13 protein-coding genes are annotated in these 16713 nt (G+C 67.2%); 7 read left to right on the plus strand and 6 right to left on the minus strand.

The window, feature by feature from the left end; genetic code table 11:
• Positions 1 to 48 precede the first annotated feature (48 nt).
• Positions 49 to 666 (minus strand): lectin, encoded by a 618-nt coding sequence (locus DYQ94_RS09385; protein WP_160954869.1) that lies wholly within the window; start codon positions 664 to 666, stop codon positions 49 to 51.
• A 165-nt stretch (positions 667 to 831) separates the two neighbouring features.
• On the opposite strand from DYQ94_RS09385, the gene DYQ94_RS09390 reads away from it, so the two are divergent.
• On the plus strand, positions 832 to 1380 hold the full coding sequence (locus DYQ94_RS09390) for a hypothetical protein (protein ID WP_126965271.1): 549 nt from the start codon (positions 832 to 834) through the stop codon (positions 1378 to 1380).
• 86 nt (positions 1381 to 1466) lie between these two features.
• Here the strand turns inward: DYQ94_RS09390 and hmgA are convergent, their stop codons facing one another.
• Positions 1467 to 2780 (minus strand): homogentisate 1,2-dioxygenase, encoded by a 1314-nt coding sequence (gene hmgA / locus DYQ94_RS09395; protein WP_126965272.1) that lies wholly within the window; start codon positions 2778 to 2780, stop codon positions 1467 to 1469.
• 365 nt (positions 2781 to 3145) lie between these two features.
• A complete protein-coding gene (hppD, locus tag DYQ94_RS09400) occupies positions 3146 to 4261 on the minus strand; it encodes a 4-hydroxyphenylpyruvate dioxygenase (protein ID WP_046345445.1) in 1116 nt (371 codons plus the stop codon).
• Positions 4262 to 4383: 122 nt separating this feature from the next.
• On the opposite strand from hppD, the gene DYQ94_RS09405 reads away from it, so the two are divergent.
• The gene (locus tag DYQ94_RS09405) at positions 4384 to 4872 is read left to right on the plus strand and encodes a MarR family winged helix-turn-helix transcriptional regulator (RefSeq protein ID WP_016905082.1); all 489 of its coding nucleotides are present in this window, start codon (positions 4384 to 4386) and stop codon (positions 4870 to 4872) included.
• 51 nt (positions 4873 to 4923) lie between these two features.
• Here DYQ94_RS09405 and DYQ94_RS09410 read toward each other — a convergent pair whose 3' ends face one another.
• From DYQ94_RS09410 to DYQ94_RS09420, 3 genes are all read right to left on the minus strand, one after another.
• Positions 4924 to 5514, minus strand: a complete 591-nt coding sequence (locus tag DYQ94_RS09410; RefSeq protein WP_054592411.1) for a thioredoxin family protein — start codon at positions 5512 to 5514, stop codon at positions 4924 to 4926.
• 11 nt (positions 5515 to 5525) lie between these two features.
• Positions 5526 to 7043 carry a peptide MFS transporter gene (locus DYQ94_RS09415; RefSeq protein ID WP_046345443.1) on the minus strand — a complete coding sequence of 506 codons (1518 nt, stop codon included), beginning with the start codon at positions 7041 to 7043 and terminating at the stop codon, positions 5526 to 5528.
• 155 nt (positions 7044 to 7198) lie between these two features.
• Complete coding sequence (locus DYQ94_RS09420) at positions 7199 to 8101, minus strand: tryptophan 2,3-dioxygenase (RefSeq protein WP_047126213.1); 903 nt, start codon at positions 8099 to 8101, stop codon at positions 7199 to 7201.
• A 413-nt stretch (positions 8102 to 8514) separates the two neighbouring features.
• On the opposite strand from DYQ94_RS09420, the gene DYQ94_RS09425 reads away from it, so the two are divergent.
• The 5 genes from DYQ94_RS09425 (at position 8515) to DYQ94_RS09445 (ending at position 16258) form a co-directional block, all read left to right on the plus strand.
• A complete protein-coding gene (locus DYQ94_RS09425; RefSeq protein WP_126965368.1) occupies positions 8515 to 12096 on the plus strand; it encodes a lamin tail domain-containing protein in 3582 nt (1193 codons plus the stop codon).
• A 177-nt stretch (positions 12097 to 12273) separates the two neighbouring features.
• On the plus strand, positions 12274 to 13362 hold the full coding sequence (gene pdhA / locus DYQ94_RS09430) for a pyruvate dehydrogenase (acetyl-transferring) E1 component subunit alpha (protein ID WP_016901647.1): 1089 nt from the start codon (positions 12274 to 12276) through the stop codon (positions 13360 to 13362).
• Positions 13355 to 14428: an alpha-ketoacid dehydrogenase subunit beta gene (locus DYQ94_RS09435; RefSeq protein ID WP_039515775.1), complete on the plus strand. Its 1074-nt coding sequence runs from the start codon at positions 13355 to 13357 to the stop codon at positions 14426 to 14428. Before pdhA ends, DYQ94_RS09435 begins: the two co-directional genes overlap by 8 nt.
• Position 14429: 1 nt before the next feature.
• Entirely contained in the window at positions 14430 to 14813 is a 384-nt protein-coding gene (locus tag DYQ94_RS09440; protein ID WP_016901649.1) for an SH3 domain-containing protein, read from the plus strand.
• Positions 14810 to 16258: a dihydrolipoamide acetyltransferase family protein gene (locus DYQ94_RS09445; RefSeq protein WP_160955099.1), complete on the plus strand. Its 1449-nt coding sequence runs from the start codon at positions 14810 to 14812 to the stop codon at positions 16256 to 16258. The genes DYQ94_RS09440 and DYQ94_RS09445 overlap by 4 nt, the downstream gene beginning before the upstream one ends.
• Positions 16259 to 16713 lie beyond the last annotated feature (455 nt).

Below are 16713 nucleotides of genomic sequence, written 5' to 3' on the forward strand. Positions count from 1 at the left end.
CGGAAGCCGCTTGCGCCGCCGATGCGGCGCAGTGGCGGCCGTGACGGATCAGCCGCAGCCTTCCACATAATCCACTTGCGGCGGCTGCCCGACCCGCCAGCTGGTGACCTTGCCGTCGGCATCGGTCTCGAACACCAATGCGGACCGGGTGGCCGCATCGGCCATGCGCAGGGTGAACGCGCCGGGGACGTATTTGTGCGGCTGTTCGGTCAGACCTGCCGGATACAGCGCGCGCAGCTGCGCCAGCGTCATGCCGACCCTGCCGCCGCCCGGGGCGAGCTCCTTGGGTTCGTTGGTCTGATAACGCACAAGGCGATCGCCTTCGAACATGAAACCGAAGCGGCGCGCATCGTCGGCCCACTGCGGCCGTAGCAGATAGCAGCCGCCGTCGGTCGCCGGTTCGCCGCGCAGGTCGCCGCCCCAGGCAGCGCGCGCCTGCGCTGCGTCCATGCCCAGGCGCAGATCGCCGTACCCATCCAGGCGCGCGAGCGCAGCCGGCTGCTGGCGCAGTTGCGGCGGAAACGTGCCGGCCGGCGCAGTGGCCGGCGGAACCTCCCCGGCTGGCTGGTCGTTGGCGGCTGCCACCGGTGCGGGTGCCGCGTCGGGCGCGGCCGTGGTGGCGTCCTCGGCACGGTTGCAGCCGGTCAGCAACAGCAATGCGCCCATCAAACCGAGCAATCTGGTGGTCATGCATGCATTCCTTATGGGTCCGCCACAGCGTACACAGCCCACATCGCGACGATGTGCAGAACGCGCTGGCGTTGTCTCGTGCCGATGTCATCGGCGCTTCATTGGCGGCGGGCAAGCTGGGTGCCTCGCAGGACCGCCGCCATGACCCCACGCAAGACCGAGCTCGCCCTTACCGCGCTGCAATCGCACCGCAGTCCACTCACCTTGCTGCAGCGACGCGCGCTGATCCTGGCCGACGGCCAGCGCGATCTGGCAACGCTGGCCGTGCTGCTGGGCGGCGACGGCGCCGCGCTGGTACATGCGCTCTGCGCGATGGGCTATCTGGAGTTCGGCACGCAGGCAGGGAGTGCGACACGCACTGACACGGCGTCTGATTCCTCGCCGGCAGGCGTGCCCGGTACCCACGTGACGCCGCCAGCGGCACCACCGAGCGAAGAAGACCTGCAGCGCCAGCGCCGTCGCGCGGCCACCAACGCGCGGCTGTACCTGCTCGACATCCTGCAACTGCAACGCGACCCGGCGGCCGCCGCGCTGCATCGGCAGCTGCAGGCCGCACGCGCCGAGGACGCCATCGGCGCCGCCATTGCCGACGCGCTGCGCGCGTTGCCGCAGATCACCTCGGCAAGCTACGCCGAGCGCGTACGTGCCCGGATTGGCGAGCTGTTGCCGGATGCGCTGCAGGCGGCTTGAGCGGACAACTGGAACCCTCGATCCGGCACCTGCGCCCCCCCTGGCTGCCGTAGCGCCTGATCAGCACATTCGCCCAACTGCCTGAGTTACTGCGCACCCTCTGAGCTGGGCGCCTGAAACGCCGCGCGCAATCCGGACCAGCACTGCTGATAGTCGCCCTGCCGGTGCGCGGCCTGCAAGGCCTGCTGGGTGGGGCGCAGCACCGCACGCGTTTCGAACATGAAGGCCATGGTGTCGGCGATCACATCCGGGCGCGTCAGGTCCGCATGCGAGGCCTTGTCGAAGGTCGCCGCATCCGGGCCATGCCCGCTCATGCAGTTGTGCAGCGAGGCACCGCCCGGCGCGAAGCCGTCGGCCTTGGCGTCGTAGACGCCGTGCACCAGCCCCATGAACTCGCTGGCCACGTTGCGATGGAACCACGGCGGGCGGAAGGTGTGCTGCGCCACCAACCAGCGCGGCGGGAAGATCGCAAAATCCATGTTCGCCGTGCCATGCGTGTCGCTGGGCGAGGTCAGCACGGTGAAGATGCTCGGATCCGGATGATCGAAGCTGATCGAGCCGATGGTGTTGAAGCGGCGCAGATCGTAGCGATACGGCGCGTAGTTGCCATGCCAGGCCACCACGTCCAGCGGCGAGTGGCCGATGTCCGCACGCCACAGATGGCCCTGGAATTTGGCCACCAGCTCGAACGCACCTTCGCGCTGTTCATAGGCCGCATGCGGCGTTTCGAAGTCGCGCGCATTGGCCAGCCCGTTGGAGCCGATCGGCCCCAGGTCTGGCAGCCGCAGCACTGCGCCGAAGTTTTCGCAGACATAGCCGCGCGCCTCGCCATCGGGCAGCTCGACACGGAAGCGCACACCGCGCGGTATCACCCCGATCTGCTGCGGCTCCAGCTCCAGCACACCGAGCTCGCTATGGATGCGCAGGCGGCCCAGTTGCGGCACCAGCAACAGCTCGCCATCGGCATCGTAAAAGAAGCGATCGTGCATCGATGCGTTGGCCGCATACAGATGCACGGCGACACCGGACATCGCCTCCGGCCCGCCGTTGCCGGCCATGGTGTACAGACCGTCGACGAAATCGGTTGGCGTGGACGGCAGCGGCAATGGGCTCCAGCGCAGTTGATCCGGCGGCACCGGGCCGCGCCCGAAATCGTTGTGGAGCTGCGACTGTTCGACCAGGGAAAAACTGCCATGCACGGCCGCCGGGCGGATGCGGTACAGCCAGCTGCGCCGGTTCTCGCTGCGTGGCGCGGTGAACGCGGTGCCGGACAACTGTTCGGCATACAACCCGTGCGCCACACGCTGCGGCGAGTTCTGCCCCACCGGCAAGGTACCGGCCACCGCCTCGGTCGCAAACGCGTTGCCGAAACCGGTCATGTAGTGCTGGTTGTTATGCATGGCATGCGTCCGGATCTTGGCCCTCCCTTCCCGGATGCAGAAGGTTGGGATTGAGTTGAATCAGGCCGCTTTCCTACCGTAGAAGAGCTAAGCCTGGCGGATTAAGCCCCTCTCCTCGCGGGGAGAGGGGCCTTAACGACGTGCGTCTTCGTTGCTTTGTGTTGTCGGAAAACACCTTGCCTGAGCGCGCTTGATTGCGACCACTTGCCGCCCGCTTCGTTGGATCCGTACCGGAGCCACATCCGACGTGACGGGCAGCCAGGCTGACATCGCAACACTTTGCACCACTCAAACCCGCACCGACCCAGTTAACCGCACCAACCGCAAATCCCGAATCCCGAACAGCGAATCCCCAATCCCCGCCCTCAAAGCACCCCACGCTTCATCTGGTCGCGCTCGATGCTCTCGAACAGCGCCTGGAAATTGCCTTCGCCGAAGCCCTCGTTGCCCTTGCGCTGGATGATCTCGAAGAAGATCGGGCCGATGCAGTTCTGGGTAAAGATCTGCAGCAGCTTGCGCTGCTTGGTGTCCACGTCGGCATCGATCAGGATCTTGTTGCGGCGCAGGCGTTCGACATCCTCGCCGTGATCGGGGATGCGCAGGTCCACCACGTCGAAATAGGTGTCGGGCGTGTCCAGGAATGTCACGCCGGCCTCGCGCATCTTTTCCACCGAGCTGTAGATGTCGTCGGTGAAGCAGGCGATGTGCTGGATGCCTTCGCCGTGGTAGGCGTCCAGATACTCGTTGATCTGGCTCTTGGGGTCGGAGGATTCGTTGAGCGGAATGCGCACGATGCCGTCCGGGGCGGTCATCGCCTTGGACACCAGGCCGGTCTTGGCGCCCTTGATGTCGAAGTAGCGGATCTCGCGGAAGTTGAACAGGCGCTCGTAATAGTCCGACCAGCGCTGCATGTTGCCGAAGTACAGGTTGTGGGTCAGGTGGTCGATGAAGGTCAGCCCGAAGCCGGCCGGGTGCTGGTCGGCGCCTTCGATCGGCTCGTAGTCGGCGTCGTAGATGCTGCCCGCATCGCCGTAGCGGTCGACCAGATACAGCATGCAGTCGCCAATGCCCTTGACCACCGGGGCCGGCACGGCGCGGGTGTCGGCCTTGTCCTGCACCGCTTCGCCGCCGTTGCCCAGCACGGTCTGCAACACGGTCTCGGCCGGGGTGCGGAAGCGGATCGCAAAGCCGCAGGCGCTCGGGCCGTGCGCGGCGGCGAAATCGGCGGCAAACGAATCGGGCTCTTCGTTGAGCAGGAAGTTGACCCCGCCCTGGCGATAGACGGTAATGGCACGGCTTCGGTGGCGCAGCACCGCGCTGAAGCCCATCTTGCGGAAATAGTCGTGCAGCTGCGCCGCCTGGTCGGCCGGCGCGGCGAATTCGACGAATTCGAACCCGTCGATCCCCATCGGATTGTCGAAGGTGGTGACCTGCATGCCCAGGTTCGGGCGGGTTGCGGTACTGCTCGGTTGTGCGCTCATCGTCGTTTCTCCACGCTAGGCCGTCCGCAGGGCTATGCGGGGTGGCAGAAGACCCGCGAGAATGCGCAGGCCACCCAAGGTTTGTAGTTGCAAATGAAACCAAAATCAAGACACAGTGCAACATGAGCGATCTCGACGCCCCCACCCCGCCGCCGCATCCTGTGCTGCTCAACCTCGAGCAGTTCCTGCCGTATCGCCTGAGCGTGCTGTCCAACCGTATCAGCAGCAACATCGCCAAGGTCTACGGCGATCGTTACGGCATGGCCATCCCCGAGTGGCGGGTGATCACCATCCTGGCGCTGTATCCGGGTTCCTCGGCCAGCGAGGTCTCCGACCGCACCGCGATGGATAAAGTTGCAGTCAGCCGCGCCGTTGCGCGCCTGCTGGAGCGCGGCTTCATCCGCCGCGAAACCCATGGCGACGACCGCCGCCGCTCGATGCTGGCACTGTCGCCGGCCGGCCGCCAGGTCTACGAGACCGTCGCCCCGCTGGTCAACGAGATGGAACAGCGGCTGATGTCGGTGTTCAGTGCCGAGGAGCAGCAGGTCCTGGAAAAGCTGATCGACCGGCTGGCCAAGGACGGGCTGCCGCGCATGGCCGGCAAGGACTGATAAAAAAACCCCCGCAGTGCGGGGGTTTTTGCATGCCACGGCAACGACGGATCAGGCCTGCGGCGGCGCCCACTGCTTGAGGAAGTCGAACAGCTTCCTGCGGTCGAAGCGCTCGCCCTTGCGCAGGTCCGGGCCGGTCTGGGTGGTCAGCAGCTTGCCGTCGTTGTCCAGCACCAGCAGCGACGGATAGTCGTTGAGCTGGGCGAACTGCGACAGGAACGCGGCATTCTCGTTGGCCGCATCGCGATTGACCTTGACCACCACGAAGTGCGCGTCGCGGAAGCTGCGCAGCTCCGCATCGCCGCCCATCAGTTCGTCCAGCGCCTTGCACGGCTCGCAGGCCGCATTGCCGACATTGAGCACGATGCGCTTGCCGCCGCGCTTGGCCTCGACCTTGGCGGTCTCCAGATCGGCGGCCGGATCGCGCGAGGGGTCGTACTGCGCATTGAGCGCCGCCGCCGCGGCGATGTCCGCCGCGGTGGGCGTATTGCCCGAGGACACCGGCTGGCTGGGATCGGCGCTGGGCGGCTTCTGCATCGAGGTATCCAGCGGCCGTGGCGCCTCCTGTTGCTCGGTGGGCTGCCCGCAGGCGCTCAACAGACCTGCCAGCAGCAGGCCACAGACAGTGGGTTTGATCGGCATCGCTGTTCTCCTCACTTCACACCATGCATCAGTTTGTTGATCAACGGCGCGATCAGGAACAACACCGCGCCAGCGCCCAAGAGCGCCCAAAATCCGAAGGTATACCCGCTCAGGGCCGAAGACACGCTCATCCCTTCGCTTCCGCTGACATGCCCGGCAAAAATGCCCGACAGGTTGTTGCCGATGCCGGTGGACAGGAACCAGCCGCCCATTCCGAAACCGACCAGGCGCACTGGCGCCAGCTTGGTCACCATCGACAGGCCGATCGGCGACAGGCACAGCTCGCCCACCGACTGGATCACGTACACCATGAACAAGGTCCAGAACGGCACCTTGCCAGCATCGTTGACCAGGCTCGACAGTGCAAACATCAGCAGCAGGAACGCCAGGCCGTTGAACAGCAGGCCCAGGCCGAACTTGCGCGGAATCGACGGGTTGAAGCGGCCGGCCTTGACCCAGATCCAGGCGATGACCGGCGCCAGCGTGATGATCGCAATCGAGTTCACCGACTGGAACCAGGCGGTCGGGAAGGTCCAGTCGCCGAAACTGCGGTCGACGATGTTGTCGGCCAGGAAGGTGAACGAGCTGCCGGCCTGTTCGAAGAACATCCAGAACAGCACGTTGAAGGCGAAGATGATCAGCATTGCGATCACCTTGTCGCGCTGCACCTTGCCTTCGCGGATGCCTTCGACCAGCAGCATCACCGACAGGCCGACGAACAACACGGTCAGCACGATCTGCAGCACGTCCGCACCGACGGCGAGCAGGAAGTACACCACCGGGATCGCCAGCACGCAGCCGACCAGCACCATCAGCACGCGGCCAATGCCCTGCGCGTTCGGCGCCGGTGCACCGATGCCCTTGAGCTGCGCGCGGCCGATCCAGAACCACACCAGGCTGATCAGCATGCCCACGCCGGAGGCCATGAACACCATCTTGTAGGACGGCATGGCGTCGGTGCCGAACACCTTTTCGGCCAGCAGCTGGGTCAGCACCGGCGAGATCATCGCGCCGAGGTTGATGCCCATGTAGAAGATGGTGAAGCCGCTGTCGCGGCGCGGATCGGCCACCGAGTACAGCTTGCCGACCATGGTGGAGATGTTCGGTTTGAACAGCCCGTTGCCCACCACCACGGTGGCCAGGCCGATCTCGAACATGGTGTGGTCGGGAATGGCGATCAGGAACAGGCCGGTGGCCATCACGGCCGCACCGACCAGGATCGAGCGTTGGTAGCCGAGCACGCGGTCGGCCACGTAGCCGCCGAAGATCGCTGCCGCATACACCAGCGCCAGATAGGCGCCATAGGTGCGTCCGGCCGGCGCCTGGCCGGTGGCATCGCCGTTGAAGAACTGCGCCACGATGTACAGCACCAGCGCCCAACGAATGCCGTAGAACGCGAAGCGTTCCCAGAATTCGGTCATGAACAGCATCCACAGCGGCCGGGGATGACCGAGCAGCGTGGGGAACTCGGGCGGTGCCGGCGGCGGCGGAGTGGCGGCGGAAGTCGGCGCGGTAGCGTCAACGCTCATGGAATGTCCCTTGCGTATTCAGTAATGGCTGGGTGCCCGGAGCGTACCCCGGGAGACGCGCGAGGATCACTTAGACGTCATGTACGCGTCAAATTCGCAGGACTCGCCGGCCTGATCGCGGCCGCTCTGCGGGGATGACGCCCGTAGCGACCCGCTCAGCCCTTTTCAGGCTCACCGCGGCCACCACCCACCGGCTCACGACCTTCCACGCCCACCGAGGTGCGCACGTCGAACAGCTCCGGGAAGAACGTCAGCGCCAGCGCCTGCTGCAGAAAGCCCACGCCGCTGGACCCGCCGGTGCCGCGCTTGAAGCCGATCACCCGCATCACCGTGCGCATATGGCGGAAGCGCCAGAGCTGGAACTGGGTTTCCACATCGACCAGGTCCTCGCACAGCGAGTACTCGCGCCAGTAGCGGTCGGTGTTTTCGTAGATGCGCTCGAACACCGGGCGCAGGCTGTCGTCGGCCACATGCGCGCAGGTCCAGTCGCGGGCCTGGTATTGCGGCGGAATCGCATGGCCGAAGCGCGCCAGGTAGCGCAGGAACTCCTCGTACAGGCTGGGCGCTTCCAGCACCTCGCGCAGCCGCGCCTGCCCCTGCGGGTCGTACGCGAACACCTGCAGCATCTGCGGGTTCTTGTTGCCGAGCAGGAACTCGATATAGCGGTATTGCAGCGACTGGAAGCCGGACGAGGGGCCCAGCACGTCGCGGAATCCCATGTACTCGCTCGGCGTCAGCGTTTCCAGCACCGACCACTGTTCGGTGAGCTGGCGCAGCACCTGCTTGCTGCGCGCCAGCACCTTGCGGCACTGCCAGACCTGGTCGTTCTGCAGGTGCACCATCGCCGCGCGCAGCTCGTGCGCCAGCAGCTTCAGCCACAGCTCGGAGGTCTGGTGCTGGATGATGAACAGCATCTCGTCGTGGTGCGCCGGTTCGGACAGGGGCTGCTGCGCCGACAGCAACTGGTCCAGCCGCAGATAGCCGCCGTAGGTCAGCCGCCCCTCCAGATCGGTGTGGATGCCGGGTTCCAGGTCACGCAGATTCTTGTCGACGGGCATGGCGGTGCAGGTGGATCGGGCCGGTCAGGGTAGCTCAGTGGCGGGGATTGGGGATTGGGGATTGGGGATTGGGGATTGGGGATTGGGGATTGGGGATTGGGGGGAATCGGGATTCGGGAATCGGGAATCGGGAGGCAGGAGTTGCAGCGCGCGGCCTTGATGCATGTCGCGGCAGCGCGCTGCCGTAGCAGCGTCCGGTTTGTCTGGCTGGCCTGCCTGCTTGGCAGCCTGGCTGCCGTGACGTACGCGACCATTACTTCACACCTGAAAAATGCTGCGGCGGCTGCGCCGGTGTCACCGTATCGTCAACCAAGGTCTGCAAATTCATGCAGAATCGAACGGCGCTGCCGGCCAGGGACGTGGCCGGACCAGGGGAGCGCTTCACGTCTCATGGATCAGGGGACTCTCATCTCATGCATGTGTTGCAGCGTCGTGCAGCCTTACTTCTCTGTGCGCTGGCGGTTGCCGGCCACGCCAATGCCCAGGTCGTCATCAGCCAGGTCTACGGCGGTGGCGGCAACAGCGGTGCCACCTTCCGCAGCGATTTCGTCGAGCTGCACAACATCGGCAGCACCACGGTCAGCCTGGACGGCTGGTCGGTGCAATACGCCTCGGCCGCCGGCAGCAGCTGGCAGGTCACGCCGTTGGCAGGCAGCGTTCCGGCCGGCGGCTATTACCTGGTCAAGCAGGCCGATGGCAGCGGCGGCAGCGTCGCGCTGCCCACGCCCGATGCCACCGGCACCATCGCCATGGGCGGCGGCGCCGGCAAGGTGGCGCTGAGCAACAGCGCCTCCGCGTTGAGCGGCGCCTGCCCCACCGGCAATGCCGACCTGGTCGGCTATGGCAGCACCGCCAGCTGCGCCGAAGGCAATGCGCCCACGCCGGCGCCCAGCAATACGCTGGCAGTGCTGCGCGGCGGCGATGGCTGCACCGACACCGACAACAACGCGGCCGATTTCGCCACCGGCGCGCCGGCGCCGCGCAACGCCGCCAGCCCCGCACGGCTGTGCAGCGGCGGCGGCCAGCCGATCGCCACGCTGGCCGACGTCAGCCAGGCCGAAGGCAACAGCGGCAGCCGCAGTTTCGTGTTCACGCTGAGCCTGAGCCAGCCGGCCGGCGCAGGCGGGGTGAGCTTCACCGCCGCCACCGCCGATGGCACGGCCACGGCCGGCAGCGACTATGTCGCCCTGCCCGCCTCCAGCGTCCGCATCGCCGCCGGCGAGCGCAGCGCCAGCATCACCGTGGAGGTGCTGGGCGACACCACGCCCGAGCCCGACGAGACCTTCGCGCTGCAGATCAGCGGCCTCACCGGCGCGTTGCCGGCCACGCTGAGTGCCACCGGCACCATCCTCAACGACGACTTCAGCCTGCTGCCGATCCACGCCATCCAGGGCAAGGGCGCACGCTCGCCGCTGGAAGGCCAGGTGGTCGCCACCTCGGGCATCGTCACTGCCCGTCGCAGCGCCGGCTTCTTCCTGCAGGCACCGGATGCCGAAACCGATGGCGATCCGGCCACCTCCGAAGGCGTCTACGTCTACACCGGCAGCGCACCGCCGGATGCCGCTGCCATCGGCAACCGGGTGCGCGTGCAGGGCACGGTGCTCGAGTACGTGCCCACCGCCGACCCGACCCAGCCGCCGTTGACCGAGATCGGCGGCAGCCTGACCGTGCTGCTGGATTCCACCGGCAACCCGTTGCCGATGCCGGTGGCGTTGAGCGCGAACTTCCCTAACCCGAATGGCGCCTTTGATCAGCTCGAAGCGCTGGAAGGCATGCGTGTCACCGCCGCCAGCCTCACCGTCAATGCCCCCACCGGCGGCAGCGTCAACGAGACCAACGCCAGCGCCACCAGCAATGGCGTGTTCCATGCGGTGGTCACCGGCCTGCCGCGCGCCTTTCGCGAGCCCGGCGTGCAGTTGCCCGACCCGCTGCCGGCTGGCTCGCCTGCCGGCGTGCCGCGCTGGAACACCAACCCGGAAGTGATCGCCGTCGGCAGTGCCGGCGTGGGCGCCGAACGGCTGGATCTGGCCTCCGGCTGCGTCGTGCTGGATGTCACCGGCCCGCTGGATTACAGCTTCCGCCGCTACACGCTGTATCCGGAACGCACCCCGCAGGTGAACTGCAACGGTGCCGACCAACCGCGCCCCGCACCGGTACCGCAGGCCGACGACGTGGCCGTGGCGACCTACAACATGGAGCGCTTCTTCGACGACCAGAACGACCCGGCGATCGGCGAACCGGTGCTCACTCCGGCCGCGTTCCAGGCCCGCCTCAACAAGGCCTCGCTGGCGATCCGCAACTACCTGCACACGCCCGACATCCTGGGCACCGTGGAGGTGGAAAACATCAGCGTGCTGCAGACCCTGGCTGCGCGCATCAACGCCGATGCCATCGCCTCCGGCCAGCCCAACCCGCAGTACGTGGCCTACCTGCAGGAAGGCAACGACGTCGGCGGCATCGACGTCGGCTTCCTGGTCAAGACCGGTACAGTGTCGGCCGGCATGCCGCGCGTGGAAGTGGTGTCCATCGCCCAGGAAGGCAAGACCACCACCTGGACCGAACCGGGCGGTGGCGTGAGCCTGCTCAACGATCGCCCGCCGCTGGTGCTTACCGCCAGGGTGCATCAGGCCGATGGCCGCGTGCTGCCGCTGACCGCCATCGTGGTGCATCAACGCTCGCTCAACGGCGCCGAGACCGACGATGCCGCAGGCACCCGCATCCGCGCCAAACGCCAGGCCCAGGCCGAGTACCTGGCGCGCCTGCTGCAGACGCGCCAGCAGCTCGACCCGGCCGAGCAGGTGCTGGTGATGGGCGACTTCAACGCCTTCGAGTTCAACGACGGCTATGTGGATGCGATGGGCGCCGTCACCGGCCGGCCGGCGCCGGATGCGCAGACCGTGGTGAATGGCGATGGCGCGGACCTGGTCAACCCGGACTACACCGATCTGACCTGGTTCAACACGCCCGACCAGAGCTACTCGTACGCCTTCGACGGCAACGTGCAGTCGCTGGATCACATCCTGGCCAACGAGGCGCTGATGCGCGCACCCGGCATCGCCTCGCTGTCGGTGGGCCACGCACGCATCAATGCCGACTTCCCCGGCACTGCGCGCAACGATGCCAATACGCCCACGCGCCTGTCCGATCACGACCCCACCGTGGTGCTGTTGCGCATGGCGCCCGCGTTGCGTGCCGACCTGGGCGCAACGGTCACTGCGGCACGCGCACAGGTCACCGAAGGCGAGCGCATCGACTTCAGTGTGGATGTGGACAACCGTGGGCCCGACAGCGCGGCGTTTGCCGCGGTGGCACTGGCCTTCGATACCGCGGTCAGCCCGCGGGTCACCGCGGCACCGGGCTGGAGCTGCAAGGCGCCGGAAACCGCGACCCAGACGGTGGTCACCTGCACCATCGCCTCGCTGGCAGCCGGTAACGCACAGCGCTTTGCCGTGCAGGTCGACGCTGGCGCGGAACTGGCAGGACGCACGCTGACCCTGGCCGCCTCGGTCGCCTCGCAAACGCCCGACCCGCAGCCGGACAACAACACCGACACCGCCGCAGTCAGTGTGCAGCCAGCGCTGCGCAGCGATCTGGCAGTGCGCCTGGAAGGCCCTGCCACGCTGCCCACCACCGCCTTCAACGCCACCTACCGGGTATTGCTGGACAACCGCGGCAACGCAGCGGCCACCGGTGCCAGCGTGCGGATCGAAGGCAACACGGTATCGGCCTTGTCGCTGCTGGTGCCGCCCAGCGGCTGGCGTTGCACCAAGCAACTGCCGTCGTTGCGCAACGCAGTGTTTGTCTGCAGCACTGCCGCCGCAGTGCAGCCGGGCGCGCAGGCCGTGTTCCAGCTGACCGTCGCGGCAAAGCCGATCCCGGCCGAACGCGCGGTGCGGGTGCAGGCCAGCGCCAGCTCGACCTCGCCCGATGCCAACCCGGCCGACAACGCGGCGCTGATCGTTACCCCGATCGGTGGAGGTACCGGCCGCCGCTGATCGCAGTGCAACACGTCGCAGTTCTGTACTGCGACAAAGGGCGCGGCCTGGTCCGCGCCCTTTTTTTTGTGCAAGCCAGCATCATTGTGTGCTGCGGTGCAGGACAGCTTTTTGCTGCGTGGTCCTTAACATCGCAACTCATATCATTTGAAACTTCTTGGTGAAGGTGTCGCCGCAATGAGCGTAGCCGCGCAGTTCGAGATCGAATACCTGCAATACATGGATGCGGACGGCCAGATCGTCCGCGACGACCTGCCGGCCGACGCCGCCAACCCGCAACAGTTGCTCGCGCTGTTCAAGCGCATGCTGTTCGTGCGCACCTTCGACAGCAAGTCGGTCGCGCTGCAGCGCACCGGCAAGCTGGGCACCTATGCGGCCTGCCTCGGCCACGAAGCCACCCATGTGGGCATCGGCGCATCGATGCGCAGCGGCGATGTGTTCGCGCCCAGCTATCGCGAGTACGGCACCATGTTCGAACGCGGCGTGCGCCCGCGCGACGTGCTGCTGTACTGGGGCGGCGACGAACGCGGCAGCGACTATCCGCGCGATGCCGATGCGGCGATCGACTTCCCGATCTGCGTGCCGATCTCCACCCAGTGCCTGCACGCGGCCGGTTCGGCGCTGTCGTTCAAGCTGCAGGGCAAGCCGCAGGTCGCTGTGGCCTGCTGCGGCGATGGCGGCAGCTCCAAGACCGACTTCTACGCCGCGCTCAATTCGGCCGGCGCCTACAAGCTGCCGCTGATCCTGTGCGTGATCAACAACGGCTGGGCGATCTCGGTGCCGCGCTCGGCGCAGACCGGCGCGCAGACGCTGGCGCAGAAGGGCCTGGCCGGCGGCCTGCATTGCCTGCAGGTGGACGGCAACGACCTGATCGCAGTGCTCGAGGCGATGCGCCAGGCGCGTGCGCGTGCACTGGCCGGCGACGGCGGCACGGTGATCGAGTTCCTGACTTACCGCCTGTCCGATCACACCACCGCCGACGATGCGCGGCGCTACCGCGGCGAAGAAGAGGTCAAGCAGGGCTGGGCGCGCGAGCCGCTGCTGCGCCTGCGCCGTTATCTCACCGCGCAGGGCCTGTGGGACGAGGCGCAGGAAACCGCCTGGAAGGCCGAATGCGGCGCGCGCGTGGACGAAGAAGTCAATGCCTACCTCAACACGCCGGTACAGCCGGTCGAAGCGATGTTCGATTACCTCTATGGCGACCCGCCGGCCGAGTTGCTGGCCCAGCGCGCCGAGGTGATGGCGCAGGAGGCCCGTCATGGATGAGCTCAACCAGTCACACCTGGCTGCGACACAGCAGCAGGCCAGCGCCCCTTACAACGCCGCAGCCACGCGCGGAGAGATCGCCATGAGTTCGCCCATCACCTTGATCGAAGCCATCACCCAGGCGCTGGCCTGGGAGCTGGAACACGACCCTGCGGTGCTGGTGCTGGGCGAGGATGTCGGCGTCAACGGCGGCGTGTTCCGCGCCACCGCCGGCCTGCAGCAGCGGTTCGGCAGCGAGCGGGTGCTGGACACGCCGCTGGATGAAACCACCATCGCCGGCCTGAGCGTCGGCCTGGCCGCGCAGGGCATGAAGCCGGTGGCCGAAGCGCAATTCGACGGCTTCGTGTATCCCATGGTCGATCACCTGATCTGCCACGCCGCACGCCTGCGCAACCGCACCCGCGGCCGCCTGCATTGCCCGATGGTGCTGCGCGTGCCGTGGGGCGGCGGCATCCGCGCGCCGGAACATCACAGCGAAGCCAACGAGGCCATCTTCACCAACGTGCCCGGCTTGCGTGTGGTGCTGCCGTCCTCGCCGCAGCGCGCCTATGGCCTGTTGCTGGCCGCGATCCGCGACCCGGATCCGGTGATTTACATGGAGCCCAAGCGCATCTACCGCCAGTACAAGGAAGTGGTCGCCAACGATGGCGAGGCGCTGCCGCTGGACGTGTGCTTCGTGCTGCGCGACGGCACCGACGTCACCCTGGTCACCTGGGGCGCGCAGGTCAAGGAAGCGCTGGAAGCGGCCGACAAACTCGCCGGCGAAGGCATCAGCGCCGAGGTCATCGACGTGGCCACGCTGCGCCCGCTGGACTTCGACACCATCGCCGAATCGGTGGCCAAGACCGGCCGCTGCGTGATCGTGCAGGAAGCCCCGCGCACCGCCGGCTTCGGTGCGGAGATCGCCGCGCAGCTGGCGGAAAAATCGATGTACGACCTGCTCGCACCGGTCGAACGCGTCACCGGCTACGACACGCATATCCCGCTGTTCCGTCTGGAAATGAAGTACCTGCCGAGCGTGGAGCGCATCGTCACCGCCGCCCGTCGCGCGGTGGCCGCCGGCTGACATGCGCGCCCGTCTGCTCTGCGATTACCGCGCCGCGTACGCCAACCCGATCCGCTTCCGCGCTGGCCAGCAGGTGACCATCGGCGTGCGCGATGAGGAATGGCCGGCCTTCGCCTGGGTCAACACCGGCGACGGCCATGCCGGCTGGGCCCCGGTGGCCTGGCTGCGCCCGCTGGGCGACGGCCAGGCCGAAGCCCTGCGCGACTACGACGCACGCGAACTCGATGCCCACCAGGGCGAGGACGTGCTGCTGCATTACGAACATGGCGGTTGGTGGTGGTCCGAGCGTGCCGATGGCATGCAGGGCTGGCTGCCGGCCGCCGACCTCGAACTCCTCGACGACACCACGCCGCCGCTGCCTGCGGCGCAAGAGAACCTGCCATGAGCGAAGCCAAGAATTTCCACCTGCCCGACCTGGGCGAAGGCCTGCCCGACGCCACCATCGTCGAATGGTTCGTCAAGGAGGGCGACAGCGTCCGCCTGGACGATCCGCTGGTCTCGATGGAGACCGCCAAGGCGGTGGTCGAGGTGCCCTCGCCGTTTTCCGGCACCGTGACCAAGCTCGCCGGTGCCGCCGGCGACATCATCGTCACCGGTGCGATGCTGGCGCAGTTCGCGCTGGACGCCTCGCAGCCGCAGCGCGCCGATGGTCAGGACACCGGCCACTCGCATGGCCCTGCACCCACGCACACGCCCAGCACCGGCGATAGCGCGGCCGGCCCGACCGCGCGCGTGGTCGCCTCCGACAACGGCGGCGAGATTGCCGATGCCGATTCCAGTGGCGAGAGCGAGCGCGACGACGCCGGTACCGTGGTCGGTGCGATGCAGAGCTCCAACGCAGTGCAGAGCGAACAGGCGATCGCCGTGGGCGGCGTGCGCGCGATGCCGGCCGTGCGCGCGCTGGCGCGCAAGCTGCGCGTGGATCTGGCCCAGATCCGCGCAAGCGGCCCGGATGGCACGGTGACGATGGCGGATGTGAAGCAGGCCGCCGCGGCCGGCAGCGCGCCGCTGTCTGCAGCGCGCGCCGGCGCCTCGGTCACCCCGAGCAACGGCAACAACGCGCCGGCAGTCGCCTCGCACGCCGCTGCCGGCACGCAATCGGCAACCAGCGCAGCCGGCAACGCGCAACCACGTGCAGCGCTGTCTGCCAGCGGCAAACCGATGCGCACCCAGTCGCCAGGCGTGGTCGCCAAAGGCCAGCCGGAGCAGCTCAAGGGCGTGCGTCGCAACATGGCGCGCGTCATGGCCGATGCGCACAGCAAGGTGGTGCCGACCACGCTCAACGACGATGCCGACATCCACGCCTGGCAGCCCGGCAACGATGTCACCGTGCGGCTGGTGCGCGGCATCGTGCGGGCGTGCCAGGCGGTGCCGGCGCTCAATGCCTGGTTCGACGGCGAGGCACTCAGCCGCACCCTGCACACGCAGGTGGATATCGGCATTGCAGTGGATACCGAAGAAGGCCTGTTCGTGCCCGCATTGCGCAATGCCGACATGCTCGACGCGCACGGCATTCGCGAAAGCGTCAACCGGCTGCGCCAGCAGGTGGAAAACCGCAGCATCGCCGCCTCCGAACTCAGCGGCTACACCATCTCGCTGTCCAACTTCGGCATGTTCGCCGGCCGCTACGCCACCCCGGTGGTGGTGCCACCATGCGTGGCCATCGTCGCCGCCGGCCGCGCACGCTACCAACTCACTCCGGTGATGGGCGGGGTGGAAACCCACAAGGTGATGCCGCTGTCGCTGACCTTCGACCACCGCGCCGCCACCGGCGGCGAAGCCGCGCGCTTCCTGCGCGCACTGCTGGACGATCTGGCGCTGGCCAACTGAGGCACGGATAGCAGAACGGCCGCGCCCACCGCTTGGTGGGTGCGGCTCGCCTTGTCGCATCCAACCACGCGCGACCGGACCCGCGGTTCGATAAGTTCGCCGCTTGCGGAACCCGTGGCGGCATGGAGACCGCAGTAGAGCCTTTATTGCTTCGGATTCCGTGTCTTGCGAGCTTGAATATTGCGGACAGATCACTCGTAGAGCGGCTGACCTGCGGCCTGGCTGCAGGGTCCTTGCCCGCCCACCCTCGCAGGACACGCCGCAAGTACGTCCTTGTAGGCTCTTACGCGGCATCCATGCCGCATAAGGTCCCGCGACGGTGGGCGGGCAAGGACCAGTCGAGCTGGTCGGTGTGCGCGGTTACAAGCAGCGCATGAGATGGGTTGTTTCTATAGCAAGGCCAATCGGTTATCCAAGACGAGCCAAGCAACAAGCAGGCTTTCATTGAAGCAACC

This window comes from Xanthomonas sp. LMG 8993 (assembly GCF_009835065.2).
GTDB classification, from domain to species: Bacteria; Pseudomonadota; Gammaproteobacteria; order Xanthomonadales; family Xanthomonadaceae; genus Xanthomonas; species Xanthomonas arboricola.